Raw genomic sequence first — 24,905 nt, forward strand, 5'->3', positions numbered from 1 at the left:
TTTTTCGTGTTTTTACTGCTTTTTTGGCATTCGTTCTCTTCATTACTGCATATGATTTGACAAAAGGCAGTGAAAAACCGGAAGATATTCACAACACAAGTTTATTGAGAAACAGCGGTTTTTTCAATTGGCTTGAATCAAAGAAAACGAGGGGGATCACCATGGCTGAGGAAAAAAAAGCAAACCAACTGCCTGACAGAAGTGAGGTAAAGGCAGAAGACACATGGAGACTTGAGGATATTTTTCCTAATGATGAGGCCTGGAATAAAGAATTTCAAGCTGTAAAAGAATTAATTCCGAATTTATCTAAGTATAAAGGAAAGCTGGCAGATTCAGCCGATCATTTATACGAAGCTCTTACGTTCCAAGATAAAGTGATGGAGCGGCTGGGCAGGCTGTACACATATGCGCATATGCGCTCTGACCAAGATACCGGGAACTCTTTTTATCAGGGGCTGAATGATAAGGCGGGAAACCTATATACACAGGCCGCAAGCGCGACAGCTTATTTGGTTCCGGAAATTTTATCCATAGAAGAAGACAAACTGCAGCAGTTTATTCTTGAAAAAGAAGAACTGAAACTGTACTCTCATGCGATTGAGGAGATTACAAAGGAACGCCCGCACGTGCTGAGCGAGAAGGAAGAGGCGCTGCTTGCTGAAGCTTCTGATGTGCTGGGTTCATCTTCCAATACATTCAGCGTATTAAATAACGCCGAGATTACATTCCCGTCCATTAAAGATGAAGAGGGGAATGAAAAACAGATCACTCACGGGAATTTTATTAATTTCTTAGAAAGTGAAAACCGTGAAGTCCGCAAAAATGCCTTTGACGCAGTATATAAAACATACGGTCAATATAAAAACACAATGGCCACGACGCTAAGCGGCACTGTGAAAAAGGACAACTTCTACGCGAGAGTGAAAAAATACAAATCAGCGCGTGAAGCGGCGCTTTCTAACAACAGTATTCCTGAGGAGGTATACGACAACCTCGTCAAAACGATTAATAAGCATTTGCCGCTCCTGCACCGCTATATCGCGCTGAGAAAGAAAGTGCTTGAGCTTGACGAAGTGCACATCTATGATCTGTATACACCGCTTGTGAAGGATGCGGGGATGAAGGTCACGTACGAGGAAGCCAAAGATTACATGCTGAAAGGTCTGGCACCTTTAGGGGAAGAATACGCATCCATCTTAAAAGAAGGGCTGGAAAACCGTTGGGTCGACGTTTATGAAAATAAAGGCAAACGAAATGGCGCTTATTCATCAGGAGCTTACGGCACGAATCCGTATATCTTGATGAACTGGCATGATAACGTCAATAATCTCTTTACGCTCGTGCACGAGTTTGGACATTCCGTACACAGCTACTATACGAGAAAGCACCAGCCATATCCATACGGCAATTACAGTATCTTTGTCGCGGAAGTTGCGTCCACGACAAACGAAGCGCTTCTTGGCGAATACCTGCTGAACAACTTAGATGATGAAAAACAGCGCTTATATATTCTCAACCATATGCTTGAGGGCTTCAGAGGAACGGTCTTTAGACAAACGATGTTTGCTGAATTTGAACATCTGATCCATACAAAGGCGCAAGAAGGGGAGCCGCTTACACCTGAGCTTCTGACAAATGTCTATTACGATCTGAATAAAAAGTATTTCGGAGACGGCATGGTGATTGATAAGGAAATCGGCCTTGAATGGTCACGGATTCCGCATTTCTATTACAATTACTATGTGTATCAGTATGCGACAGGGTACAGTGCTGCCCAAGCGTTAAGCAGCCAGATTTTAAAAGAAGGAAAGCCGGCGGTTGACCGTTATATTGACTTCCTGAAAGCGGGAAGCTCACAATACCCGATTGATGTCCTGAAAAAAGCGGGCGTTGATATGACGTCTCCAGAGCCGATCGAAGCTGCGTGCAAAATGTTTGAAGAAAAACTTGATGAAATGGAAGAGCTGCTGATGAAAGTCAAGCAGTCTTAAAAAAGAAAGCCTGTGCAAAAATGACGCACAGGCTTTTTTAAAACCCTTTAAAGGTTTTCCGATGGTTCAGGCGATAGAGGGTAAACAAAATAGACAGAAACAGCAGAGGAGAGGTAATATAAAGCGGCAGCATATGCATCATGCCTAATATATTCAAACAGAAAAAAACGGCAATGCACACAATTAAGATCACAGTATACATCATGGCGGTCCCCCTCGTCCTTTTTCCTTATTAGGATATGAGTGAATGTACTTCGTTATGTTTTGTGACAAAAATATGAACATTAAGCATAGAGGTTGTCAACAGTCGACATCTTTTGTTATCATAAGGATGTGAAATTGATCACAAACAAACATTACCCCTTTGTTTGACCGTGAAAAATTTCTCCCATCCCCTTTGTTGTCGTTAAGACATATGAAACCGCGCTTATCCCGGCGCGGTTTCTTTAGTGCTATGGACAGAACGTATGTTTGATGCCGGTGCAAAAAAACAGCCTCAAGCATATACACGCCTGCGGCTATTTTTCACATGATTGATATTCATCAGAATAAGTGCTGAGAGACTTCCAAAACATTCCGTGTTTGGCTTCCACTTTGGCAACCTTTTTAGCAAACGCCAATTTTTTCATTTCTTTTTCTACCTCTTCAAGGCTCAGGTCATAAACTAGAGCAATTTCCTTGGAGGCAACGAAGCGGAAATATTCAATAAAACATTCCAGAGGCGGTGTTTCCGACGGCTTCGGCTCGTCGCCAAGCATCTCAAATAAGATTTCTTCATATACATCATATGAATAGCTGCCGGGTACTTTAAGTCCTTCGTCCTCATGCTGTGTATTGAAAAACGTCAGCGTCGGATTGACGGAAACATCCATCTCAGCGGCAATTCTCATATCACATTGAAGCGCCTTGACCGCGCTTTGAGAATGCAGGTCATTTTTGAACTCTTCAAGATCGAGACTCGTTTTTTCTGCGATTTCCAAAAGCACGTTTTCATCCGTAATATTTTTCTTTGAAACAAACAGACTCTCCTGCATATTTCTGAGAAATTGCATGCCGACTTTTCTTCCTTGCAGTTCGGCTGCTTTAAAAGCGAGAGCAGCCATATAAGGCGATGAAAGCGGCTGATCCTGCTCGAACCAGACATTGCCGTCACACGACATGCCGGAGCGGCTCGCGATCTTTTCCCATGCTTCTGCGAGAAGATGCTTTTTCCGTTTCTTATTTAACGCGGTAAGGCTTGCGGAAGCTATAATGCGTAATGTGAAAAAGCGTCCGTATCTAATTTTCAGCTTTTTAATGACGGGCTCTAAGGACCAGCATTCAGGACATAAAGGGTCTACAAACATGTAAATTTCAAGCGGTTTTTTTGGATGACCGTGGCAATGGGCGAAGTATTGCTCATGCTGATAGTTTGTCAAGATGATCGATCCTCCGCTTCCGTTTGATTCACCATATGCCTTGCTGTCAATTCCAGCCGGCCAAACAAAAACTCACGAATATCGCCCTCCAGCCCTACATGGTCCATTGCGTCCTTCATACAGCTGAGCCACGCATCAGCTCTCTCGTTTGTAATTGGAAAGGGAAGATGCCTTGCTCTGAGCATGGGGTGGCCGTGTTCCTCAGTATAAAGCGGAGGCCCGCCTAAATACTGAGTCAAAAATTGCTTCTGTTTCCTGGCGGTTTCTGTTAAATCGCTCGGAAAAATTGGCTTCAGCAAAGGATGAGACGCGACACGCTCATAAAAAGTATCAACAAGTTGCGATAGAAGTTCCTCTCCAATCGCTTCATAAGGTGCGTTAAACGATTGTCCCATGTTGACTACTCCTTTAAATATGGCTAATAGGAATCATAAATCCTATTGCAAAAAGTAATTTTCTGTATTTCAACATTTCATCTAAATTTATTTTAGCAACAAGGCATCATTTCTACAAACAAACTGCCTTTTATGCGTTTGATGACTAGTTTCGGCTGTAAGCCAGGTTTGTATTTCATATCATATCACATAAAAATCAGGAATGCGTAAGATTTCACTTCGCAAAAAAACCAGAGGGCAGAAGCCGCTCTGGTTACGCGTAATAAGCTGAAGTTATTTTTTTTACATAGTTTTGCGTTTCTTGAAAAGGAGGAATACCTCCGTATCGGTCAACATTTCCCGGTCCGGCGTTGTAGGCTGCTAATGCCATAGACACATTGTCGTCGTATTTATTCAGCATTTGTTTTAAATATTTCGTTCCGCCCTCCACATTTTGCTGCGGATCCAGCGGATTAGAAACGCCAAGTGAGCTTGCTGTTGACGGCATGAGCTGCATTAGGCCCATCGCACCTGCTCCGCTGACCGCTTTTGCATTAAAGCCTGATTCCTGCTTGATGACGGCACGGATTAGTTTTTCATCGACGCCATATTTATCAGCTGCTTTTTTTATAGCGCTATCAATGGAGAAGTCTCCCGAACTGATCTGTTTTGCTTCATGTTTGTTTGAAGGTGAATCTGCAGCATCTGTTTCGGTGCTTTCTGCCGCTTTTGTGATATAACCTGAATTGCTATTTGTATATGAATTAAGCCCATAAGCTGAAAGCAGTGACGGCGCTGTTGAAGAAGCGCTGTTCAGCAGACTGAGCGGGCTTGACGTTGCAGAAGATGCTGTTGGTTGCGGAGTCGCCAGACCGTTTGTATATTGGCTAAGCAAAGAGCTGAAGCTTGAGAGCGGGCTTTCCGCATCATTTTGAGTGCCTGTGCTGCGTGCATTAGATATGGACTGTAATGCTTGAAGCTGAAGTAAAGCTGCCCAATTCGTTACATTCACGATGTCATTCCACCTTATATAGACTTTCGTTTTTCTTCATAAAAACGCAGAATTTTATTTTTGGTTTCGCGCTGAGGAATGCTGAATTGCTGAAGCAGCTTCTCAAAGGCTTGTTTGCCCTCATGCCAGTCTGCCGCCTCAAATTCGATTTCATAGTCCTCTTTATTTAAATATCGGCTATGGTCTAAAACTATTAAGCCTTTTTCTGTTTCTTTTTCCGCGCGGTTTGTTGCTAAAGATCCAAAGTATTGAATGGCATCTGTATCGATCTGAAGCTTGTGCAGCTGGTCCTTCACAGGACCTTCGGGAACTGAAAAGCCAGTAAGGTCTGATACCTCTGAAAGCCGCTGGTGCGTTTCCAGAAGCCCTACATCTGCCGGTTCTTTTAACGTCAGGACATACTCTCCGTTTTTTCTGCGGATTCGCAGCGCAGCGTGTTTTTGTTTCAGCGCAAAGCTGCCTGTGTCAAAATAATGATTCTTTTGATCTGTAAAATCTTTTTCTGTCAGCTTGAGTGCGGCTGTTATCGTTTCAAATTCTTGTTTGGTCAGCATGTTTTTAAATTCTATTTCAATTTCTTGGCTCATGATGCTCTTCCTTTCCGCCCTGTAAATCTTATTTTTACTATTATCTCTTTAGATGTTAGGTTTATCAATATCCAGCTTGATATGATAAAATGAATCTGTACTTTGTTTAAAAAGGAGAGCATTATGCAAAACAGAATCGAAATCTTGAACGCAACATTATCGGATGATCAGCTTCGCCTTGCCTGTGAGACGGAAGGAAACGAAGCAGAACGCAAGCCGTCAGGTCAAATGCTTGTTGATTCTGACCACTTTGCTTTTGTATACATACTTGAATTAGCTGATTCTTTTGAATATGTCATTATAAAGGAACATGTATGGCCGGAACTGAAGCAGGCCCATGCACAAAGAATCCCGGTTGTTTTAGAGGCCGGAGGCAAAACCATTGAACTGGCAGGCCTGCATGAGGAACTGGAGTATCTTTTAGAAAATATTAAAGATAATGCAAACTACGGAGAAATGGAAGAAAAAGTGAAACGCGTGTTTTTATAGAAACTGGTTCGGAATTGGGGGATGTATGATGGATGACAAACAATGGGAGCGTTTTTTAGTGCCTTACCGCCAGGCTGTCGAAGAGTTGAAAGTGAAACTCAAGGGGATCCGCACATTATATGAATACGAGGATGACCATTCTCCGATCGAATTTGTGACCGGGCGCGTCAAACCTGTGGCGAGCATACTTGAAAAAGCGAGACGGAAAAGCATACCGTTACATGAAATTGAAACCATTCAGGATATCGCAGGCCTTAGAATCATGTGCCAATTTGTCGATGACATCCAAATCGTAAAAGACATGCTGTTTGCCAGAAAAGATTTCACCGTTGTGGATCAGAGGGATTATATTGCGGAACATAAAGAGAGCGGGTACCGGTCATATCATCTTGTTGTACTATATCCTTTACAGACGGTGTCCGGAGAAAAGCATGTTCTTGTGGAAATACAGATCCGTACGCTGGCGATGAATTTTTGGGCGACCATTGAGCATTCATTGAATTATAAATACAGCGGAAACATTCCTGAAAAAGTAAAATTAAGGCTTCAGCGTGCTTCTGAAGCGGCTTCCCGGCTTGATGAAGAGATGTCGGAGATCAGGGGTGAAGTACAGGAAGCTCAAGCTGCCTTTTCAAGAAAGAAAAAAGGAAGCGAGCAACAATAGGTAAAGGGGAAGAAAAGCATGAAATTTGCCGTATCATCAAAAGGTGATCAAGTTTCTGATACGCTGAAAAGCAAAATACAGGCGTATTTGTTGGATTTTGATATGGAACTGGATGAAAATGAACCGGAAATCGTCATTTCAGTTGGGGGCGATGGAACGCTTTTGTACGCTTTTCACAGATACAGCGACCGCTTGGACAAAACAGCATTTGTCGGCGTTCACACGGGTCATCTGGGGTTTTATGCCGACTGGGTTCCTCATGAAATTGAAAAACTTGTTCTCGCGATTGCGAAAACGCCGTATCATACCGTCGAATATCCGCTTCTCGAAGTGATTGTGACCTATCACGAAAACGAGCGGGAAGAAAGATATTTAGCATTGAATGAATGCACGATTAAAAGCATAGAAGGAAGCCTTGTGGCTGATGTGGAAATCAAGGGACAGCTCTTTGAAACCTTCCGGGGCGACGGCCTCTGCCTGTCAACGCCATCCGGCAGCACCGCCTACAATAAGGCGCTGGGCGGAGCGATTATCCATCCGTCTATTAGAGCGATCCAGCTTGCGGAAATGGCTTCTATTAATAACCGCGTATTCCGGACGGTCGGATCGCCGCTGCTTCTCCCTTCCCATCATGATTGCATGATTAAGCCGAGAAACGAAGTTGACTTTCAAGTGACGATTGACCATTTAACCCTTCTTCATAAGGATGTAAAGTCGATCCGCTGCCAAGTTGCATCCGAAAATGTGAGGTTTGCGAGATTCCGTCCGTTTCCATTTTGGAAAAGAGTCCAGGATTCGTTTATCGGAAAAGGTGAATAGAAAGAGGACGTATCGTGGATTATTTTTTTATCAGAAAGAACATTACTTCCGCTGAAAATGGGATAACTCTAAAAGAATATGCCGCTGAACTGGGAATTTCGAAACGTCTGCTGACCGATATCAAGTTTGGCGGTGGAGACCTGCTTATCAACGGTGAGCATGTGACGGTCAAATACGTTTTGAGAGAGGGAGATCTTCTTGTCGTCAAGTTTCCTGAGGAACAGGTAAGCGAGATGCTATTGGCAGAGCCTGTTCCGCTCGATATCCTGTATGAGGATGAACATGTACTTGTGATAAACAAGCAGCCGTATGTGTCATCTATCCCTTCGAGAGAGCACCCATCCGGCAGCATTGCCAATGGAATTATCCATCATTATCAAAAAAACGGAGTGCGGGCGACGGTTCACCTTGTAACCCGGCTTGACCGGGATACATCTGGTGTCATGCTTGTTGCCAAGCATCGCTTTGCCCACTCCATTTTATCGTCAGCGCAAAAAAACGGGCTTGTGAAACGCCGGTATGCGGCAGTGGTCCACGGGCGGTTGACACAGGCGGAGGGAACAGTCGATGCACCGATTGGCAGACATCCTGACAGTATTATTGAACGGAAGGTGACACCGGACGGCCAGAAGGCTGTTACTCATTTTTATGTCACATGCGCAAATGACGACTTGACCTCGGTGACATTGCAGCTTGAGACTGGACGTACCCACCAAATTCGTGTTCATATGAGCTATCTCGGGCACCCGCTGTGCGGCGATACACTGTACGGCGGAACGAGGCGGGAAATTGGCCGTCAGGCCCTGCACAGCGAGCAGCTTTCATTTATCCATCCGCTGACACAGGAGAACATGACATTTCATGCTTCACTGCCTCAAGATATGAAAGAACTGATAAAAGGAGAGAATCAATGATTCTCTCCTTTTTTATATGGGGCGAAATCTTGATTCGTCATAAGGCAGGGAACTTGGAACAGAGACGGTTTCTATTTCTGGAAAGCGAAAGCCTGTCAGTTTATTTCCGAACACGCAGCCTGTATCAATGTTGATGGTGCGATTGACCTTCCGAGGCTCTTTCACAGGTGTATGGCCGTATACGACCCAAGCCTTGCCGTTATAGGCTGCCGCCCAATCACGTCTGACGGGTCTGCCGTCCGGATACGTTTCACCCGTCACATCACCGTAAAGCACAAAGTCTTTCACTCTGCGGGTATATTTGCCGATATCGTCAGCCTTTATGCCAGCATGGGCGACAACTAATTCTCCGTTATGTAAGATGTCGTAAAGCGGCGCTGTTTCGTACAGCTTCATAAACTGTTCACTTACTGCTGTTCTTTCTTCTTTAGAAAGTTCTTCAAGCTCTGCCGCTGTTGTTTCGAGACCATGCATCACTTTCACCGGATTTCCTTTTAAGTAGCGGAACAGCTTATTGCAATGATTTCCCGGGACATAACGTACAGCGCCTTTTTCGTAAGCGCCCGCTACAAAGCGGATGACCTCTATCGATTTGGGTCCTCTGTCGGTTAAATCTCCGGCAAAAACAAGCATCCTGCCTTCCTCGTGGACAGGTACTCCATTTTTGATCGTATAGCCAAGCTTTTGGATTAATGCAGTCATTTCGTCATAGCAGCCATGAATATCGCTGATTATGTCGTAAGCCATTCGGCATCCTCCTTACCAATGATTTTATTTATTATGATGCAAAGTGTTGTGAGTCATCACAAGCTTTTATGTGCAAATTATAGAAGAATCATTTTCTAAACAGGATTTAGACCATATTACTTTATTTTTTATCATCACCCTTGTTAAAATCGCGTTATGTTTTTTTAAAAATTGAGGTTTTGTTCTTTGATTAAGAACTAGAATAACCCTGATCTAAAAAGGAGGTTCTGATTATGGCGCATACATCTGTCGCATCTTTAGTTGTTGTACTTATCGTTGCATTTTTGACACCCATCCTTTTGCATCGGTTTAAACTCAGCATTCCGGTTGTTGTTGCTGAAATCATTATGGGATTGATCATAGGAAAAAGCGGCCTTAATTTAGTTGTGGAGGGTGACACATGGCTCCAGACGCTTTCTATGCTCGGATTTATCTTTTTAATGTTTTTAAGCGGGCTTGAAATTGATTTTTCATCGTTTGAGAAAGGAAAGAAAAAGCAGCTTATGCCGAACGGCAAAGAAGCGCCTAATACGTTTGCTGCGGCATCTATTATCTTTGGCGGTATTTTTATTTTATCATTGCTGCTGTCCTATGGGTTCGTCTTGGCAGGATTTATCGAAAATGCTTTTTTAATGACGCTTATTATTTCAACGATTTCATTGGGCGTTGTCGTTCCAACATTAAAAGAAGAACGGATCATGAATTCAAATATCGGGCAGATTATTTTGCTCGTTGCTGTTATTGCTGATTTGGCTACGATGATTCTTCTTGCTGTTTTTTCTTCTTTATACGGAGAGGACAGCGGAAACATGTGGCTCCTGATGATCCTGTTTGCAGCCGGAGTGGTGCTTTACTTTTTCGGCCGGGTCTTCAAACATCGCTCTTTTGTTCAATCCATGTCAAAAGGGACGATCCAGATCGGAACGCGCGCGATTTTTACGTTAATTATCGTACTTGTTGCCCTGTCTGAATCACTTGGGGCAGAAAATATTCTCGGCGCTTTCTTAGCAGGGGTTCTCGTTTCCCTTCTTTCACCAAACAAAGAACTTGTTCAGCAGCTGGATTCATTCGGCTACGGGTTCTTAATTCCGATTTTCTTTGTGATGGTCGGTGTGAAGCTGGATATATGGACCCTTTTCCAAGATCCGAAAATATTAATCATGATTCCGCTTCTGCTTCTGGCGCTGTTAGTCAGCAAAATCATTCCTGTCCTGTACTTGAAGAAGTGGTATGATAACCGAACCGTTTTGGCATCTGGTTTCCTGCTGACATCAACGCTTTCGCTCGTGATAGCCGCTGCGACAATCGGCCAGCAGCTTCACGTGATTAGCGCAAATATGTCAGGAGCACTGACGTTAGTAGCCGTCATTGCCAGTATTTTTTCGCCGGTCTTCTTTAAAAAATTGTACAAACGGGAGGAGCAGCCGGAGGAGAAAAAGACGATTACGTTTATCGGTGCAAACCAAATGACATTGCCTGTTACTCTTGAGCTGCCAGAGGAAGAGTATGATGTGCGTGTTGTACACGTATACCAAGAGAATGCGGAGGAAAAGCTGTCAGAATCAGTATTTACTGTCGAAACGATTTCTGACTATGAACACGAGACGCTTGAATCACTCGGCATTTTTGATACGGATATCCTCGTTGTTGCGACAGGGAATGAAGACATGAATGCGGACATTGCATTACTTGCAAAAGAAAAAGGCACAGAAAGAATCATTGCCAGCGTAGGATCACCGGAGAATGAAGCAGCTCTGAAGGAGCAGGGAATCAGCATCTTTTCTATTCTGCTGTCAACAAAAACACTGCTTCGCGCTCTGATAGAAGCGCCTGGAGTCATGAGGCTTCTCACGAACCAGGAGTCTTCGCTGTATCAAATTAATATGGAAAACAGCACTTACGACGGTGTGATTTTGCGGGAATTCCCTTTAACAGGCGACGTCATCTTTGTCAGGATTTTCAGAGGTGTGGATAGCATCGTTCCACATGGGGACACAAGGCTGAAACTGGGAGACCGCTTAATTGTTACCGGATCTCGCGGGTACGTAACGGAGCTTAAGAAAACATTAGAAGGATAAACCTTGACCAAATAGGGATTCGTGTTAATATAGAGGTGCAGAACAATTCAATATGTATTCGTATAACCACTAGGGGTGTCCTTCATAAGGGCTGAGATAAAAGTGTGACTTTTAGACCCTCATAACTTGAACAGGTTCAGACCTGCGTAGGGAAGTGGAGCGGTATTTGTGTTATTTTACTATGCCAATTCCAAACCACTTTTCCTTGCGGGAAAGTGGTTTTTTTATTTATCAGACAGGGGGAATGACGTGTGAAGTTTTCAGAAGAATGCCGCAGTGCAGCCGCAGAATGGTGGGAGGGGAGTTTTGTCCATCCGTTCGTTCAGGGAATCGGTGATGGAACGCTTCCGGTTGACCGTTTTAAATACTACGTGCTTCAGGATTCTTATTATTTAACGCATTTTGCGAAGGTGCAATCGTTTGGCGCCGCTTATGCGAAGGACCTTTATACAACGGGACGGATGGCAAGCCACGCCCAAGGTACATATGAGGCGGAAATGGCGCTTCATCGCGAGTTTGCGGAGCTGTTGGAAATCAGTGAGGAAGAGCGTAAGGCGTTTAAGCCGTCTCCTACGGCATACTCTTATACATCCCATATGTACCGTTCGGTTTTGAGCGGGAATTTTGCTGAGATCTTAGCTGCCCTGCTGCCATGCTACTGGCTTTATTACGAGGTAGGTGAGAAATTGCTGCATTGTGATCCGGGGCATCCGATTTATCAGAAGTGGATCGGCACATACGGCGGTGACTGGTTCAGACAGCAGGTCGAAGAGCAAATCAATCGGTTTGATGAGCTGGCGGAAAACAGCACGGATGAAGTGCGCGCCAAGATGAAAGAGAATTTTGTTATTTCCAGCTTCTATGAATATCAATTTTGGGGAATGGCCTATCGAAAAGAAGGCTGGTCCGACCGCGGCATAAAAGAGGTGGAGGAATTTGGAGCTTCACGCCATAACTGATGACTGCAAGCCGGTTGAAGAGTTAACGAGAGCCATCATAGCTATTCGGAATGAAGTTGATTTTATACACATTCGGGAACGGTCAAAATCGGCGGCCGACATTTTGAAACTGCTCGGGCTTATTTCCGAAGGCGGTGTTGATAAGCGAAAACTGGTCATGAATGGGCGGGTGGATATTGCGCTTTTTTCTACGATTCATCGCGTGCAGCTGCCGAGCAGCAGCTTTTCGCCGAAGCAGGTCAGAGCCAGATTTCCTCACCTTCATATCGGTCGGTCGGTGCATTCGCTTGAGGAAGCGGTTCAAGCAGAAAAGGAAGACGCTGACTACGTGTTGTTCGGCCATGTGTTTGAAACGGATTGTAAAAAGGGTCTTGAAGGCAGAGGGGTGTCATTGCTGTCAGATATCAAACAGCGGATTTCCGTCCCGGTTATTGCGATCGGCGGAATGACGCCGGACAGATTAAGAGACGTAAAACGAGCAGGAGCAGACGGTATTGCAGTCATGTCGGGAATTTTTTCTTCCGCTGACCCTTTGGAAGCTGCCAGACGATATTCCCGCAAGCTAAAGGAGATGCGCTATGAAAAGGCATTATGATGCAGTTGTCATTGGAGGCGGAATTATCGGTTCCGCGATTGCTTATCATTTAGCAAAGGAAAACAAAAACATCGCATTGTTTGAAAGTGGAACAATGGGCGGCAGAACAACAAGTGCTGCTGCCGGAATGCTGGGCGCCCATGCCGAGTGCGAGGAACGTGACGCGTTTTTTGACTTTGCCATGCACAGCCAGCGTTTGTACAAAGGTCTTGGAGAAGAGCTTTACACATTATCCGGTATTGATATCAGACAGCATAACGGCGGTATGTTTAAGCTTGCGTTTTCTGAAGAAGACGTGCAGCGGCTGAGGAAGATGGATGACTTGGATTCTGTCAGCTGGCATACAAAAGAAGAAGTTTTAGAAAAAGAGCCGTATACGTCTGGTGACATTTTCGGGGCAGCCTTTATTCAAGATGATGTGCATGTTGAACCTTATTTTGTTTGTAAGGCATATGCGAAAGCAGCGAAAGCGCTTGGGGCGGAGATTTTTGAGCATACTCCTGTCCTGCATGTCGACCGTGACGGTGAAGCGCTGTCCATCGAGACGCCGAATGGTAACGTATGGGCGGATCATGTCGCGGTTGCCAGCGGGGTGTGGAGCGGAATGTTTTTTAAACAGCTTGGGCTGAACAATTCATTTTTCCCTGTAAAAGGGGAGTGCCTGTCTGTTTGGAATGATGATATACCGCTGACAAAAACACTTTACCATGACCATTGCTATATCGTACCGAGAAAAAGCGGCAGACTGGTTGTCGGCGCGACAATGAAGCCAGGTGACTGGAGTGAAACACCGGATCTTGGCGGATTGGAATTGGTAATGAAAAAAGCAAAAACGATGCTGCCGGCCATTCAGAATATGAAGGTGGATCGTTTTTGGGCAGGACTGCGGCCGGGAACAAAGGGTGGGAAACCGTACATCGGCAGACACCCTGAGGACAGCCGTATTTTATTTGCGGCGGGCCATTTCAGAAATGGGATTCTGCTCGCTCCGGCAACGGGCGCTTTGATCGGTGATCTCATGATGAATAAAGAGGTCAATCAAGACTGGCTGCACGCATTCCGAATTGATCGCAAGGAGGCGGTTCAGATATGATGCTACAGCTGAACGGTAAAGACGTGAAGTGGGAAAAAGACACAGGTACAATTCAAGACCTGCTGGCGTCTTATCAGCTTGAAAATAAAATTGTTATCGTTGAAAGAAATAAAGAAATTATCGGCAAAGAACATTATCACGAGGTTGAACTTTGTGATCGCGATGTTATTGAAATTGTCCATTTTGTAGGAGGCGGATGAGCATGTTAACAATTGGCGGGAAATCATTTCAATCAAGATTGTTGCTGGGCACGGGGAAATACCCATCGTTTGAAATTCAAAAGGAAGCGGTGGCCGTTTCCGAGTCTGATATTTTAACATTTGCTGTGCGGAGAATGAACATCTTTGAAGCGTCTCAGCCTAATTTTCTGGAACAGCTTGATTTATCCAAATATACGCTTCTGCCGAATACAGCGGGCGCCAGCACCGCTGAAGAAGCGGTCCGGATTGCAAGATTGGCAAAAGCGTCAGGGCTTTGTGACATGATTAAAGTCGAAGTCATCGGATGCAGCCGTTCTTTGCTGCCTGATCCTGTTGAGACATTAAAAGCGTCCGAACAGCTTCTTGAAGAAGGCTTTATTGTGCTCCCGTACACGTCGGATGACGTTGTACTGGCAAGAAAACTGGAAGAGCTTGGCGTGCATGCCATCATGCCGGGGGCATCTCCGATCGGATCGGGGCAAGGAATCTTAAATCCTTTGAATCTGTCATTTATTATTGAACAGGCGAAAGTGCCGGTCATCGTGGACGCCGGCATTGGATCGCCTAAAGACGCGGCATACGCAATGGAGCTTGGAGCGGACGGCGTACTTCTCAATACGGCTGTATCAGGCGCAAATGATCCTGTGAAAATGGCGCGTGCCATGAAGTTCGCAGTGGAAGCAGGGCGCCTTTCTTATGAGGCGGGCCGCATTCCGCTTAAGCAATACGGAACGGCAAGCAGTCCGGGAGAAGGTCTTCCTGTATGACGGACAGGTACTCCAGACAGGAGCTGTTTGCTCCGATCGGCCCAGCCGGCCAGAAGAAATTGAAAGAAGCGCGCGCCGTGATCATCGGCGCCGGCGCGCTTGGAACAGCGAGTGCTGAAATGCTGGTCAGAGCAGGAGTCGGCTCTGTGAAAATTGCCGACAGAGATTACGTTGAATGGAGCAACCTCCAGCGCCAGCAGCTGTATACAGAAGATGATGTCAAAAAAGAAATGCCGAAAGCGGCCGCTGCTGAGCATCGTCTCCGTTCGATTAACAGCGATGTCGATGTGACTGGCCTTGTCATGGATGTGACAGCGGAAAATATCTTCGAGCTGATTAAGGGCGCTTCGATCATTGTGGATGCGGCTGATAATTTTGAAACCCGCCTGATCGTAAATGATGCTGCGGTCAAAGAAGGGATTCCTTTTCTCTACGGTGCCTGTGTAGGGAGCTACGGCCTCACCTTTACCGTAGTGCCGGGATCAACCCCCTGCCTGCATTGCTTGCTCGATACACTTCCGATTGGCGGAGCGACATGTGACACAGCCGGCATCATCAGTCCGGCTGTTTTGCAGGTAGCGGTCTTTCAGGTGACAGACGCGCTGAAGCTGCTGACGGGAGAGGAGTGCGAGCCAGTGCTGCGCTCCTTTGACTTGTGGAAAAACGAACGGTCAGAGGTGAGAGCGGCGGGTCTCAAACATGACGCATGCCCAAGCTGCGGCACAAAGGATTTTCCGTTTTTGTCATATGAGAACCAAACAAAAGCGGCTGTATTGTGCGGCAGGAACACGGTGCAAATCAGATCATCCTTTACAAAAGAAGCGAATCTTGAAGGGCTTGCCGGTCAGCTGAAGCAAGCAGGGCTTGAAGTAGCCGCGAACCCGTATTTAATTTCCTGCCGTTCGGATGATATGAAAATGGTGCTGTTCCGGGACGGCAGAGCATTGATCCATGGAACAAATGATATTGCCCGGGCAAAATCTATTTATCATAAATGGATTGGGTAATAAAAGGAGTGTAATGTATGAGTATATATAAAGCATTGACAATCGCCGGCTCTGATTCAGGCGGCGGCGCAGGGATACAGGCCGATATTAAAACCTTTCAGGAGCTTGAAGTTTTCGGAATGTCTGCGATTACGGCGGTAACCGCCCAAAATACGCTTGGCGTCCATGGGGTGTATCCGCTGACTGTAGAGGCACTGAGACAGCAAATTGACGCTGTTGCCGAGGATTTGAAACCGGACGCCGTAAAAACGGGAATGCTCTGGAATGCCGAAATGATTGAAGAAGTGGCGAGAAAAATTGACGAGTACGGGTTTAACCGTGTGATTGTTGATCCGGTTATGATCGCAAAGGGCGGTGCATCCTTGCTGCACGATGAATCAGTTGCTACCTTAAAAGAGCTGCTCATTCCGAGGAGCTACGCGATTACGCCGAATGTTCCGGAAGCAGAAACGCTGACAGGAATGACAATCCGCTCGCTGGATGACCGAAAAAAAGCAGCGGAGCAGCTCGTAAAGATGGGGGCGCAGCATGTGATTATCAAAGGCGGGCACCAGCCTGAGGACAATCACATTACTGACCTTCTTTTTGATGGAAACATGTTTATGCAAATCAGCCATCCTTATATCGATACGGAGCATACGCATGGCACGGGCTGTACCTTTGCTGCGGCTTTAACGGCTCAAACAGCTAAAGGAGACAGCATCCATCAGGCATTCGAGGTTGCGGCCAACTTTGTCCGCGAAGCGGTGGAAAATACGCTCGGCATCGGATCGGGCCACGGGCCGACAAACCATTTCGCCTTTAAACGAAACAGCTTAAAAACAAGCCAATGAGATCACCAGCGGATGGTGATCTCTTTCACGTTTGTCTATCGTATGCGCTTTTCATCTGGACAAGGTTATGATATGATAGGAATTAAGATCAGGTACTAATACTATGTCTTTATAAAATATAGGAGGCTTTATACATATGAATTTTTCACTTGAAGGCCGCAACATTGTTGTGATGGGGGTAGCCAACAAACGCAGTATCGCGTGGGGAATTGCGCGCTCTTTACACGAAGCGGGTGCACGTTTGATTTTCACATACGCAGGAGAACGCCTTGAGAAATCTGTTCACGAGCTTGCCGGAACGCTAGAACGCAATGATTCCATTATCCTTCCTTGCGACGTAACAAACGACGCGGAAATCGAAACTTGCTTCGCAAGCATTAAGGAGCAGGTCGGTGTGATCCACGGTATCGCGCATTGTATCGCGTTTGCCAATAAAGAAGAGCTCGTCGGCGAATACTTAAACACAACTCGTGACGGTTTCCTTTTGGCCCATAACATCAGTTCATATTCTCTGACAGCTGTTGTGAAAGCTGCACGTCCGATGATGACTGAAGGCGGAAGCATTGTCACTTTGACTTACCTTGGCGGAGAGCTTGTGATGCCGAACTACAACGTCATGGGTGTAGCGAAAGCTTCTCTTGATGCAAGTGTGAAATACTTAGCTGCTGACTTAGGAAAAGAAAATATCCGCGTTAACAGCATTTCTGCCGGCCCGATCAGAACATTATCTGCTAAAGGCATCAGCGATTTCAACTCCATCTTAAAAGACATTGAAGAGCGTGCGCCGCTTCGCCGCACGACAACACCTGAAGAAGTGGGCGATACAGCTGCGTTCTTATTCAGCGATATGTCCCGAGGCATTACAGGTGAAAATCTTCACGTTGATTCAGGTTTCCATATCACTGCCCGCTAAGCAGGATCTATGTCAAGCAATCCCGAACAGGGATTGCTTTTTTATTTCTTCTGATTTTCAGCTTTCTGTCATATAGATAGAATATGACACAATCGGAGGGATGAAGATGTCTAATAAGAAAAGAAACGCGGATAAAAAACCGCTCATGTATATTGTTCAGCCGGATTATGCAGAAACAGCAAGATCATCCATGCAGGAGATTGTCATCAAAAAAAAGGCCAATAAACCCGCTCCGCCAAAAGCAGAGGAAAAGCCGGCCTACCAGGAGAAACAGCAGGAGGAAGCCGTGGCAAAGGAGGTCCAGCAAGCAGACCAAAAGCCTGCAGCTGAGCCAGTGAGTCAGCAAACACAAGAGGTGAGAGAGCCAGAGAACACAAAGAACCAGCAGGAGCAGGAAGCAGAGCCGCAGGCCATTGAAGAAACCGTCGAACACGAGCCTCCGAAAGCAGAAAAAAAGGAAGAGCCTGCGCTTGAGGCCCGGAAGCCTGAAAAAGAACCGGAAGCTGTCCACAGTGCTGATAAAGCGGAGGAAAAAGCACCGCCGGCACGAAAAGTGAAAAAGCCGATGAGCAAGATGACGATTCATGAAAAAATTGATTTTTTAACAAAGCTGCCTCATAACATGCCGAGAGCGCTTTGTTTGATTGAAGCCAATGGAAGAACGTACAGGGGCGTCATTGTCGGAAGAAGAAATGATTCCGTCCTGCTCCGGACGACTGGAAACGGTGCGCCGACTGAACTGTCGATTGATGAAATCACCTCTTTGCATCCGCTCGGTTTTTAATGAAATGAAAAAAGCTGCCCGGCAGATCTTCCCGGACAGCTTTTTTACATAGAGAAAAGCCTGCAGGCCTGCAAGCTTTTCCAGCTTATGATTAATGGTGATGATGCGTGCGATTGATTAATCGTGGATTTAAGCAGTTGATTGCGCAAAAGCAGTCTAAGTCCACTTCAATGCAGTAGTTCGTTTTTTCAAGTCGGAACACTTCACAAACCGTATCTGTATCGGTGAAGTCCAAAATGTGTTTGTGTTCGTCAAATGCGATTAATAATGACAGTGTTGCGCAGCTGTCATGAACTTTTTCTACTCTGAAAAATACTGTATTAAAGCAAGGGCCGTTATCGAGTTCGCCGACATTTCCGAAGGCCACTAAGGGCTTTGATTTTGATGTAAATATTGCAAAAGGCACCGTATCGCCTAGCGAATGGGTTGGTGACAAAAGCTTTGAATGGCAGCTTGTCGGGCAATCCTCTTCAACAGCGTGTTGCAGTTCTTCAATATTTTCTACAGCTTCACGCACGCAGCATGATGTTTTCTGGCTCATATTATCCCTCCTGCCTTATAAATTTGAGACTGGCGAAATGATGGAGAGTCAGCTGCCTCACGCTGGAAGCAGCTGAATAATTTGCACCTGTAATAGAGTTTGGAAGGGGATTCCTCTTTACAAGTGTTTATCCATTGTGATGATGCTTTTTATCTCTGTTAGGGGATGTTCTGTCAACTAACTCTGGCGACAGGCACTGAATGGCACAGAAGCATCCAAGATCCACTTCAATGCAGAAATCTGTTTTTTCAAGCCCGAAGAAATCCGGGTCGCAAGGGTGGCAAACACTTAAGGTATCGCCTTTGACATCGACCGGGCGTAAAATAGACAGTGTTGCACAGCAATCGCATAATTTTTCGACGCGGAAGAAAATGGATTCAAAGCATTGCATATCATCCACAAATCCCCCCACGTTTCCGAATGTGGAGAACAATCCGCCTTTTTTATCAAAAACGAGAAACGGAATTGTGTCTTTTCCAGCAATCGTAGGGTTTAAAAGGTTGGTATAGCAGCCAGTCGGACACTGTTCTTCAACTGCCTCCTGCTCTGCTAAAATCTTTTCCACTGCATCGCATACACAGTTCTCATGCCGGCCATGGGTTTTTCCGCAGCTCATTGATTTCAGCTCCTTCTTTATAGGGTATTTGACTTTAGTCCTTAACAACATATGTACCCGTGCCCCACTTGGTGTGGGTGAACGTCTATATATTCATCATATGCTTGGAAAATAAGAAAAAGCAGAGCGTTTTTAGCTCTGCTTTTAAGTCCTAGAGGACAAGAGTAATAACTAGGATAGCTACGAGGGTATTTGTTGCTGTAGAGATAAGTGTTGCGATATCGGCATCTACTGTTGAGACGTTTACGCCGCGGGAGCATTCGATGAGAACTTTTTGGCGGTTTACTTGTTTGTTAGCTGTAAGCTGCAATAAATCTTGTGCGACTAATTCGGCAATTACTCCGTCTGCAATGGATGTCAGAGTAGCTGTAACTACAGCGGCATTAAGCGCTGTTACAACTGATGTTACTGCTTGAACGTCTGTAGATGTAACGTTAATGTCACAAGAATCTCTGATAATAATCGTCTCATCGGAGACTTGTTTGTTGAGATTTGCCTGAGCTAGATCTTGGTCGATGAAGGCGTTGTCGTTGCCAAAAAACCCATTGCCATTACAGCAAACATCGCAATGACATTTTCTTTCGTGTTTTTCTTTCTCTTTCTCTTTGTCATCTAACGGATGGTCACAGTCAGGATCAAGTGCAACCCAAGAATATGGTCTGCTTTCCATATCTATTCCTCCTTTTCTTTTACTGTTATTAAATGAGCGAGCCTCTTACTTTGACTGAGTCATATATCTTGATGAAGCGCCCTATTTTTTATGATTAATTTGAATTGTTATTATTTTGCCGTCTTTGTCTGAGCTGTTCAATTAGCTGTTCTCTGCGGCTTAGCGGTTTTGCGTTCTTTTGCTCTTGCACCGATTCTTCTTTCTTCTTCTTTTGGTTTTCAATTAATGCTTCTGATTTAGCCTGCAAATCCTTTACCAGATTCAAGAGCATTTCTTTTTCTTCGTCTGATACTTCTTTCATTTTGTCTTTCGTAACACCATGTTTAAGAAATATATTTTGGACCAGCATTTTCGTCATCGGATCAACTTCCGGAAGCTTAGCAAGCTCTTCTTTGATTTTATCGTTGTCTGACATTTGTTTTCACCTCGACTTTTAAGTTTGTGAAAAAGAAAGGGTTAAAGGACGTCAAGTTCATTGAGAATGCTGTTTAACACCTGAAGCAAGATTTGTACAAAGGTTATTATCTCGTCGGCAGACAAAGTAATTGTAATGTTTCGGCTGTTGATAATTTTAATAATGGTTCTTTTTTTGATTTGGGAGTTATCCAGAATAAGAATTTCACTTGCCACTGCGTCAGCCAAATCCTCGTCGGCGATGACGAGCTGAGTCGCCAGGATAATCATGGTTGTCACAAAGGCTTGTATAGAAAGGGCAGATGTTATATGTGATGTATCTATTGTGATATTTTCGCAATCAATGACTTCGATCTGCTGTTCGAATTCGCTTGATAATTGCTCAAATATTGCAGGGTGCAGGGATTCAACTTCTTCTTCAAACGACATAACCTTCACTCCTTTCTTATCCATACTCTATATAATGCAAATGGGGTGCAGAGCGGAATAATAAAAATAACCAATTTTCCACCGGACAAGATACAATTCATGAAGAATAGGGTTTTGGCATATATGTGAAAGGGATCATGATTGGGAAAAGGAGTGAACAAGTGGTTATTAATGGGCTGACAATTGTTCTTCTTTCGCTTGCGGTCTTTCGGCTCGCTCGGCTGCTGGTGTTTGACACGATTATGGCGCCGCTTCGCAGCCTGTTTCATGAAGAGAAGGAGGAAAAGGATGCAGACGGGAACATTGAAACGTATATCGTCATTAAGGGAACGGGGGTAAGGGCGTTTATTGGTGAATTGCTGAGCTGCTATTGGTGCACAGGCGTGTGGTGCGCCGGCTTTTTGATTTTATGCCAGGCATTAATCCCGCAAATTGCCCAGTGGCTGATTTTACTTCTGGCGATCGCCGGTCTTGCCGGTATTATTGAAACACTTGTATCAAAATGGCTGCAGGAATGAGGCGTTCCCACCAGCAACTTTTCACTAGCATCCGCATAAAGTAGCATATATGACATAAGGAAAGGAAGGGACCATAATGAATCAAATCAATAAACCTTCCCAAAAAACTCCATATACGGATTCATCGTCTCAATCAAAAAAGATCAAAAAGAAAGGCTGCGGGTGCGGAAAGAAAAAGAAAAAACCTCAATAACCTGGCAAAGAAACCGGAGATTTCCGGTTTTTTGTTTTTAACGGAGCGGTCTCACTCAGCATATATCATGAGTGGGGGGATGCCAGTGAATGAGTTTGAAAAATGGATTGACGGGAGATATGAAACTCACGAACAAAAGCAAAAAGAGCATGAAGACACTATGAGCAGTATCAGAAAAGACTTGGATGCATTTGATGAAGCCGGTTTGGCGTTTGAAGAGGAGATTGAAGAACTGGCTGAAAAAACTGAAGCCTTGCTCAAAAAACACAAGGCTCAGTACGAACAATCATAAATCCGCAAACGCCCTATGCGAATATCCAAGCCGATTAAGGCTGCACACATAGTGTATAGAGAGTAAAGGAGGTGCTTATCTATGGGCTTTGGATACGGATTCGGAGGAGGCTACGGCGGCTGCGGCTATGGCGGCGGTTATGCTGGCGGTTACGGCGGCGGCTATGGTTCAACATTTGTTCTTTTAGTCGTATTGTTCATTCTCCTTATCATCGTGGGTGCATCTTTTTATAACTTCTAAGGTTTATTGAGGGAAGTACGGGTGATGTCCCGTACTTCCTTGCCTTGTGTTCATTTTTTATTTTTGGAAAAAGCACATTGAACAATGGGTATTCATACAATACTGTATCACTCCGCCAAAAGGAGGCGTATTATGGATAATCAATTTTTTAAGAACATCGAAAAGAAAACAGGTGTCAATATGCAGGATGTCATGAATCTTGCCGGTTCCCTTCAAAACGCCAATTTTAAAGACGAAAACACAGTCCGCAGTGTCATTAAGCGCGTAGCGCAGCTGGCAAACAGACGCGTGCCGAAAGAATTAGAAGATAAGATTGTTCAGTCCATTACAAGCGGAAAAGAAAAGCTTGATTTTGGTACGATTTCTAAAATGTTGGATAATAAATAAGCAGAGGGCCTGGCTGACTCATTTCAGCGGGCCTTTTTTATAGAAAAAACCCGGCAGATCACTGCCGGACTGTTAGTTATGCAAGGGATGTCTTGCTTGCTGTAAAAGAGGATATAAAAATCTTGAACGGTGGGCCGTTTTGCCGCGCCTGTTTGCGGGACAAGACAAATATAAATGCTGTTTGGCCCGGGTCATGGCGACATATAAAAGGCGTCTTTCTTCCTCAAGAGGAGCTTCATCTCCTTTTCTCGCTGTTTCTAATGAGAAATCGTGCGGAATCGAGCCATCTACCGTGCCTAACACGTAGACGGTTTTGAATTCAAGCCCTTTTGACCGGTGAATGGTCATCAGCTGAACGCCATTTTCATCCGTTCTGTTTTTCTCAGCGGCTCTCATATGGTCTACGTGGGCGAGAAAATCAGGAATCGTTTTGAACTTCTTGGCGACGACCTTGATGTCACGCAGGTCATCGGATCCTTTTTCCAGCTTGTTGCTCTCATTGCCCCGTTTTTTTAAATACTCGGAGAAGCCCATTTTTCCTTCTGCAAAGGTGATCGCTTCCACCGGCTTCATTGTGCGGAGGCTTGCGAAAAACGGTACGATCTTCTTGATTTTGTCCAGCTGGAATGGCTTTAGATCAGGCAGTTTGGCCAGCGCTTTAATCATGGAGCAGTCCTCGGTAATCGAGAGCGCCTTCAGCGTGTTCAAAGCGGACTGTTTTAAGAACAAGGCTGGCAGCAAGTGCTTAATCGCCTCAGTGTCATCCTCATTTTGGCTGGCGTACAAGTATGCGAGAATCTGGCGGACGATCCGTCTGCTGTAAAACGATTGGACGCCGCGGTCTGCTGTATACGGAATTGACGATTGATGAAGCCTCTCATATATAGCACGGCCTCCGCTGTTTGTGCGGTAGAGAACTGCAAAGTCTTCAGGGCTTGCCCCGTTTTGAATTTTTTCTTTGATATCGGAAACGACCATTGTTGCTTCTTCCTCTTCGTCATAAGGATAAAACAGCACAGGGACCTGGACGTCATCACGCGCCGCTTCAAGCATTTTGGCATACCTGTTTTTATTCTTTTTCACGACGATATCAGCACTGGAGACGATCGGGTGCGTAGACCTGTAGTTCGCGGTTAAATAGATCGTCTTCGCTCCAGGGTAATCCTTTTGAAAATCAAGAATAAAAGACGGATTGCTTCCGCGGAATGCGTAGATAGACTGGTCATCGTCACCGACGCAGCACAGGTTTTGCTCCGGGCTTGCCAGCATTTGCATGATTTTATATTGAACCGGGTTAATGTCCTGAAACTCATCAATTAAGATATAAGTAAACCGAGATTGATATTGTTCCAGAAGATCCGGCCGATCGATAAACAATTCATAGCAGGCTGAAGCCATGTCATCAAAATCAAATTGGTTGTGCTCTTTTTTCTGGCGTTCATAATGTTCATATAATCGATAGACTTGTTTTTCCCACTCATCTTGTAAAGGGATGCGTTCATTCGGCACATAAGTGTTTTTCCAGAAACCGATCTGCTGCAGGGCCTGATCAACAGGGAACTCTTTCTCATCTATACCTTCTTCATAGAGTGCTTTTTTGATATATTGTTCCCGCTGCCACTCCATTTTCAGCAGATGCTCGCCGTTCCATTTAGCAGAATCATAGTGATACAAAATCTTATAAAACAAGCTGTGGAATGTTCCGGTGACAAGTCTTCTCACTTTTGCAGGCTGTAAACCGTACTGCTTCGCCATACGCTCTTTCATTTCGGCGACGGCTTTTGTCGTAAAGGTGACAAGCAGCATGTTTTCCGGCGGTATGTCTAAGTGTTCAATCATGTGGGCGGCGCGAGCCGTTAGCACCCGTGTTTTCCCGCTTCCCGCACCTGCAAGCACTAGCAGTGGGCCTTCCGTTTCCGTGACAGCTTTCAGCTGATCCGTGTTCAAGCCGACAGACGGAAATAGATTCGTATCAGGTTCTATTGTTTTTTGAACAAATGGTGTTCCGGGTTTAATGCTTCTCGGCCGCTTCCATTCAGTTACAGCTGGAGACGATTCAGCAGCGATCGCTTTTCCCTTGGGCAAACGAAAGACACCGGATTCCTGATCGTCTTCATTTTTCTCCTCTTTAGCGGGTTTCGTTTCGCAGGCCTCCTCACAATCCGGAAAATGGCCTGGCTGGCGGTGGATAAACTCCGGCGGATCGGCGATATTGAGCCTTAACAAAACGGGTTTTCCGCAATGAGAACAAAATAAATGTCCTTTTATTCCTTCTTCAAAGAGGAATTGGTAATGTTCTCTCGAATATGTATGTAAATGTATAGTTCGATCATTCAGTCGGGCGCATTTCAAACAGGGATC

Annotated in this window: 31 protein-coding genes and 1 riboswitch; of the genes, 19 read left to right on the plus strand and 12 right to left on the minus strand. The window is 45.1% G+C overall.

The features are described 5' to 3' along the window. Positions 1-161 precede the first annotated feature (161 nt). Positions 162-1,991, plus strand: a complete 1,830-nt coding sequence (gene pepF / locus GYO_RS28605) for an oligoendopeptidase F (protein WP_166854689.1) — start codon at positions 162-164, stop codon at positions 1,989-1,991. A 37-nt stretch (positions 1,992-2,028) separates the two neighbouring features. Here the strand turns inward: pepF and GYO_RS28610 are convergent, their stop codons facing one another. The 5 genes from GYO_RS28610 to GYO_RS28635 form a co-directional block, all read right to left on the minus strand. Continuing rightward, entirely contained in the window at positions 2,029-2,196 is a 168-nt protein-coding gene (locus GYO_RS28610) for a hypothetical protein (RefSeq protein WP_041520918.1), read from the minus strand. 313 nt (positions 2,197-2,509) lie between these two features. Next, positions 2,510-3,409, minus strand: a complete 900-nt coding sequence (gene spxH / locus GYO_RS28620) for a protease adaptor protein SpxH (protein WP_014113378.1) — start codon at positions 3,407-3,409, stop codon at positions 2,510-2,512. Continuing rightward, positions 3,406-3,804, minus strand: a complete 399-nt coding sequence (locus GYO_RS28625) for a globin domain-containing protein (RefSeq protein WP_003224612.1) — start codon at positions 3,802-3,804, stop codon at positions 3,406-3,408. Before GYO_RS28625 ends, spxH begins: the two co-directional genes overlap by 4 nt. 253 nt (positions 3,805-4,057) lie before the next feature. Beyond that, a complete protein-coding gene (gene cwlQ, locus GYO_RS28630; protein ID WP_014113379.1) occupies positions 4,058-4,795 on the minus strand; it encodes a bifunctional muramidase/murein lytic transglycosylase in 738 nt (245 codons plus the stop codon). 14 nt (positions 4,796-4,809) lie between these two features. Next, positions 4,810-5,382: a CYTH domain-containing protein gene (locus GYO_RS28635; RefSeq protein ID WP_014113380.1), complete on the minus strand. Its 573-nt coding sequence runs from the start codon at positions 5,380-5,382 to the stop codon at positions 4,810-4,812. Positions 5,383-5,505: 123 nt separating this feature from the next. Between GYO_RS28635 and GYO_RS28640 the strand changes: the two genes are divergently transcribed. From GYO_RS28640 to GYO_RS28655, 4 genes are read left to right on the plus strand one after another with little or no spacing between them, the layout of a single operon-like run. Continuing rightward, positions 5,506-5,871: a UPF0738 family protein gene (locus GYO_RS28640; protein ID WP_014113381.1), complete on the plus strand. Its 366-nt coding sequence runs from the start codon at positions 5,506-5,508 to the stop codon at positions 5,869-5,871. Between the two features lie 28 nt (positions 5,872-5,899). Beyond that, a complete protein-coding gene (gene yjbM / locus GYO_RS28645) occupies positions 5,900-6,535 on the plus strand; it encodes a GTP diphosphokinase (RefSeq protein ID WP_019713982.1) in 636 nt (211 codons plus the stop codon). Between the two features lie 18 nt (positions 6,536-6,553). Next, the gene (locus tag GYO_RS28650; protein ID WP_003224622.1) at positions 6,554-7,354 is read left to right on the plus strand and encodes an NAD kinase; all 801 of its coding nucleotides are present in this window, start codon (positions 6,554-6,556) and stop codon (positions 7,352-7,354) included. 14 nt (positions 7,355-7,368) lie between these two features. Further along, complete coding sequence (locus GYO_RS28655; protein WP_014113383.1) at positions 7,369-8,268, plus strand: RluA family pseudouridine synthase; 900 nt, start codon at positions 7,369-7,371, stop codon at positions 8,266-8,268. A gap of 12 nt (positions 8,269-8,280) precedes the next feature. Here GYO_RS28655 and prpE read toward each other — a convergent pair whose 3' ends face one another. Further along, positions 8,281-9,015 (minus strand): bis(5'-nucleosyl)-tetraphosphatase PrpE, encoded by a 735-nt coding sequence (gene prpE / locus GYO_RS28660; protein ID WP_014113384.1) that lies wholly within the window; start codon positions 9,013-9,015, stop codon positions 8,281-8,283. A 233-nt stretch (positions 9,016-9,248) separates the two neighbouring features. On the opposite strand from prpE, the gene GYO_RS28665 reads away from it, so the two are divergent. The 10 genes from GYO_RS28665 (at position 9,249) to cotO (ending at position 18,244) form a co-directional block, all read left to right on the plus strand. Beyond that, entirely contained in the window at positions 9,249-11,093 is a 1,845-nt protein-coding gene (locus tag GYO_RS28665; RefSeq protein WP_014113385.1) for a monovalent cation:proton antiporter family protein, read from the plus strand. Between the two features lie 61 nt (positions 11,094-11,154). Continuing rightward, positions 11,155-11,263, plus strand: a riboswitch (TPP riboswitch). 81 nt (positions 11,264-11,344) lie between these two features. Next, a complete protein-coding gene (gene tenA / locus GYO_RS28670) occupies positions 11,345-12,052 on the plus strand; it encodes a thiaminase II (RefSeq protein ID WP_014113386.1) in 708 nt (235 codons plus the stop codon). Further along, a complete protein-coding gene (tenI, locus tag GYO_RS28675) occupies positions 12,030-12,647 on the plus strand; it encodes a thiazole tautomerase TenI (RefSeq protein WP_014113387.1) in 618 nt (205 codons plus the stop codon). The genes tenA and tenI overlap by 23 nt, the downstream gene beginning before the upstream one ends. Continuing rightward, entirely contained in the window at positions 12,631-13,740 is a 1,110-nt protein-coding gene (gene thiO / locus GYO_RS28680) for a glycine oxidase ThiO (RefSeq protein WP_014113388.1), read from the plus strand. Before tenI ends, thiO begins: the two co-directional genes overlap by 17 nt. Beyond that, positions 13,740-13,940, plus strand: a complete 201-nt coding sequence (thiS, locus tag GYO_RS28685; RefSeq protein ID WP_072182824.1) for a sulfur carrier protein ThiS — start codon at positions 13,740-13,742, stop codon at positions 13,938-13,940. Before thiO ends, thiS begins: the two co-directional genes overlap by 1 nt. Next, the gene (gene thiG / locus GYO_RS28690; protein ID WP_080010067.1) at positions 13,937-14,707 is read left to right on the plus strand and encodes a thiazole synthase; all 771 of its coding nucleotides are present in this window, start codon (positions 13,937-13,939) and stop codon (positions 14,705-14,707) included. Before thiS ends, thiG begins: the two co-directional genes overlap by 4 nt. Further along, on the plus strand, positions 14,704-15,714 hold the full coding sequence (gene thiF / locus GYO_RS28695; protein WP_014113390.1) for a thiazole biosynthesis adenylyltransferase ThiF: 1,011 nt from the start codon (positions 14,704-14,706) through the stop codon (positions 15,712-15,714). The genes thiG and thiF overlap by 4 nt, the downstream gene beginning before the upstream one ends. A 17-nt stretch (positions 15,715-15,731) precedes the next feature. Continuing rightward, positions 15,732-16,547 carry a bifunctional hydroxymethylpyrimidine kinase/phosphomethylpyrimidine kinase gene (gene thiD / locus GYO_RS28700; RefSeq protein ID WP_014113391.1) on the plus strand — a complete coding sequence of 272 codons (816 nt, stop codon included), beginning with the start codon at positions 15,732-15,734 and terminating at the stop codon, positions 16,545-16,547. Between the two features lie 136 nt (positions 16,548-16,683). Next, on the plus strand, positions 16,684-17,460 hold the full coding sequence (gene fabI / locus GYO_RS28705) for an enoyl-ACP reductase FabI (RefSeq protein WP_014113392.1): 777 nt from the start codon (positions 16,684-16,686) through the stop codon (positions 17,458-17,460). Between the two features lie 100 nt (positions 17,461-17,560). Continuing rightward, a complete protein-coding gene (cotO, locus tag GYO_RS28710) occupies positions 17,561-18,244 on the plus strand; it encodes a spore coat protein CotO (RefSeq protein WP_080010068.1) in 684 nt (227 codons plus the stop codon). Positions 18,245-18,335: 91 nt separating this feature from the next. Here cotO and cotZ read toward each other — a convergent pair whose 3' ends face one another. From cotZ to cotV, 5 genes are all read right to left on the minus strand, one after another. Continuing rightward, positions 18,336-18,785 (minus strand): spore coat protein CotZ, encoded by a 450-nt coding sequence (gene cotZ, locus GYO_RS28715; RefSeq protein WP_014113394.1) that lies wholly within the window; start codon positions 18,783-18,785, stop codon positions 18,336-18,338. Positions 18,786-18,912: 127 nt separating this feature from the next. Further along, positions 18,913-19,401 carry a spore coat protein CotY gene (gene cotY, locus GYO_RS28720; protein ID WP_014113395.1) on the minus strand — a complete coding sequence of 163 codons (489 nt, stop codon included), beginning with the start codon at positions 19,399-19,401 and terminating at the stop codon, positions 18,913-18,915. Between the two features lie 151 nt (positions 19,402-19,552). Beyond that, a complete protein-coding gene (gene cotX, locus GYO_RS28725; protein WP_014113396.1) occupies positions 19,553-20,071 on the minus strand; it encodes a spore coat protein CotX in 519 nt (172 codons plus the stop codon). 94 nt (positions 20,072-20,165) lie between these two features. Then, a complete protein-coding gene (gene cotW, locus GYO_RS28730) occupies positions 20,166-20,486 on the minus strand; it encodes a spore coat protein CotW (RefSeq protein WP_014113397.1) in 321 nt (106 codons plus the stop codon). 41 nt (positions 20,487-20,527) lie between these two features. Beyond that, positions 20,528-20,914 carry a spore coat protein CotV gene (cotV, locus tag GYO_RS28735; protein ID WP_014113398.1) on the minus strand — a complete coding sequence of 129 codons (387 nt, stop codon included), beginning with the start codon at positions 20,912-20,914 and terminating at the stop codon, positions 20,528-20,530. 161 nt (positions 20,915-21,075) lie between these two features. Between cotV and yjcA the strand changes: the two genes are divergently transcribed. From yjcA to spoVIF, 4 genes are all read left to right on the plus strand, one after another. Next, positions 21,076-21,432, plus strand: a complete 357-nt coding sequence (yjcA, locus tag GYO_RS28740; protein WP_014113399.1) for a sporulation protein YjcA — start codon at positions 21,076-21,078, stop codon at positions 21,430-21,432. Positions 21,433-21,710: 278 nt separating this feature from the next. Continuing rightward, the gene (yjzK, locus tag GYO_RS28750) at positions 21,711-21,917 is read left to right on the plus strand and encodes a protein YjzK (protein ID WP_014113401.1); all 207 of its coding nucleotides are present in this window, start codon (positions 21,711-21,713) and stop codon (positions 21,915-21,917) included. An 81-nt stretch (positions 21,918-21,998) separates the two neighbouring features. Next, positions 21,999-22,157: a YjcZ family sporulation protein gene (locus GYO_RS28755; protein ID WP_014113402.1), complete on the plus strand. Its 159-nt coding sequence runs from the start codon at positions 21,999-22,001 to the stop codon at positions 22,155-22,157. A gap of 132 nt (positions 22,158-22,289) precedes the next feature. Further along, a complete protein-coding gene (spoVIF, locus tag GYO_RS28760; protein WP_014113403.1) occupies positions 22,290-22,544 on the plus strand; it encodes a sporulation-specific transcription regulator SpoVIF in 255 nt (84 codons plus the stop codon). 72 nt (positions 22,545-22,616) lie between these two features. Here spoVIF and GYO_RS28765 read toward each other — a convergent pair whose 3' ends face one another. Continuing rightward, positions 22,617-24,896 carry an ATP-dependent helicase gene (locus tag GYO_RS28765; RefSeq protein ID WP_014113404.1) on the minus strand — a complete coding sequence of 760 codons (2,280 nt, stop codon included), beginning with the start codon at positions 24,894-24,896 and terminating at the stop codon, positions 22,617-22,619. Positions 24,897-24,905: the final 9 nt, after the last annotated feature.

This window comes from Bacillus spizizenii TU-B-10 (assembly GCF_000227465.1).
In the GTDB taxonomy this organism is placed as follows: domain Bacteria; phylum Bacillota; class Bacilli; order Bacillales; family Bacillaceae; genus Bacillus; species Bacillus spizizenii.

Bases quoted from the DNA above. Each gene is read 5' to 3' on its own strand.
- pepF (WP_166854689.1), top strand. From the start codon at position 162: ATGGCTGAGGAAAAAAAAGCAAACCAACTGCCTGACAGAAGTGAGGTA.
- GYO_RS28610 (WP_041520918.1), bottom strand. From the start codon at position 2,196: ATGATGTATACTGTGATCTTAATTGTGTGCATTGCCGTTTTTTTCTGT.
- GYO_RS28625 (WP_003224612.1), bottom strand. From the start codon at position 3,804: ATGGGACAATCGTTTAACGCACCTTATGAAGCGATTGGAGAGGAACTT.
- GYO_RS28635 (WP_014113380.1), bottom strand. From the start codon at position 5,382: ATGAGCCAAGAAATTGAAATAGAATTTAAAAACATGCTGACCAAACAA.
- GYO_RS28640 (WP_014113381.1), top strand. From the start codon at position 5,506: ATGCAAAACAGAATCGAAATCTTGAACGCAACATTATCGGATGATCAG.
- yjbM (WP_019713982.1), top strand. From the start codon at position 5,900: ATGGATGACAAACAATGGGAGCGTTTTTTAGTGCCTTACCGCCAGGCT.
- GYO_RS28650 (WP_003224622.1), top strand. From the start codon at position 6,554: ATGAAATTTGCCGTATCATCAAAAGGTGATCAAGTTTCTGATACGCTG.
- prpE (WP_014113384.1), bottom strand. From the start codon at position 9,015: ATGGCTTACGACATAATCAGCGATATTCATGGCTGCTATGACGAAATG.
- GYO_RS28665 (WP_014113385.1), top strand. From the start codon at position 9,249: ATGGCGCATACATCTGTCGCATCTTTAGTTGTTGTACTTATCGTTGCA.
- thiO (WP_014113388.1), top strand. From the start codon at position 12,631: ATGAAAAGGCATTATGATGCAGTTGTCATTGGAGGCGGAATTATCGGT.
- thiS (WP_072182824.1), top strand. From the start codon at position 13,740: ATGCTACAGCTGAACGGTAAAGACGTGAAGTGGGAAAAAGACACAGGT.
- thiG (WP_080010067.1), top strand. From the start codon at position 13,937: ATGAGCATGTTAACAATTGGCGGGAAATCATTTCAATCAAGATTGTTG.
- thiF (WP_014113390.1), top strand. From the start codon at position 14,704: ATGACGGACAGGTACTCCAGACAGGAGCTGTTTGCTCCGATCGGCCCA.
- thiD (WP_014113391.1), top strand. From the start codon at position 15,732: ATGAGTATATATAAAGCATTGACAATCGCCGGCTCTGATTCAGGCGGC.
- fabI (WP_014113392.1), top strand. From the start codon at position 16,684: ATGAATTTTTCACTTGAAGGCCGCAACATTGTTGTGATGGGGGTAGCC.
- cotO (WP_080010068.1), top strand. From the start codon at position 17,561: ATGAAGATGTCTAATAAGAAAAGAAACGCGGATAAAAAACCGCTCATG.
- cotZ (WP_014113394.1), bottom strand. From the start codon at position 18,785: ATGAGCCAGAAAACATCATGCTGCGTGCGTGAAGCTGTAGAAAATATT.
- cotY (WP_014113395.1), bottom strand. From the start codon at position 19,401: ATGAGCTGCGGAAAAACCCATGGCCGGCATGAGAACTGTGTATGCGAT.
- cotX (WP_014113396.1), bottom strand. From the start codon at position 20,071: ATGGAAAGCAGACCATATTCTTGGGTTGCACTTGATCCTGACTGTGAC.
- cotW (WP_014113397.1), bottom strand. From the start codon at position 20,486: ATGTCAGACAACGATAAAATCAAAGAAGAGCTTGCTAAGCTTCCGGAA.
- cotV (WP_014113398.1), bottom strand. From the start codon at position 20,914: ATGTCGTTTGAAGAAGAAGTTGAATCCCTGCACCCTGCAATATTTGAG.
- GYO_RS28755 (WP_014113402.1), top strand. From the start codon at position 21,999: ATGGGCTTTGGATACGGATTCGGAGGAGGCTACGGCGGCTGCGGCTAT.
- spoVIF (WP_014113403.1), top strand. From the start codon at position 22,290: ATGGATAATCAATTTTTTAAGAACATCGAAAAGAAAACAGGTGTCAAT.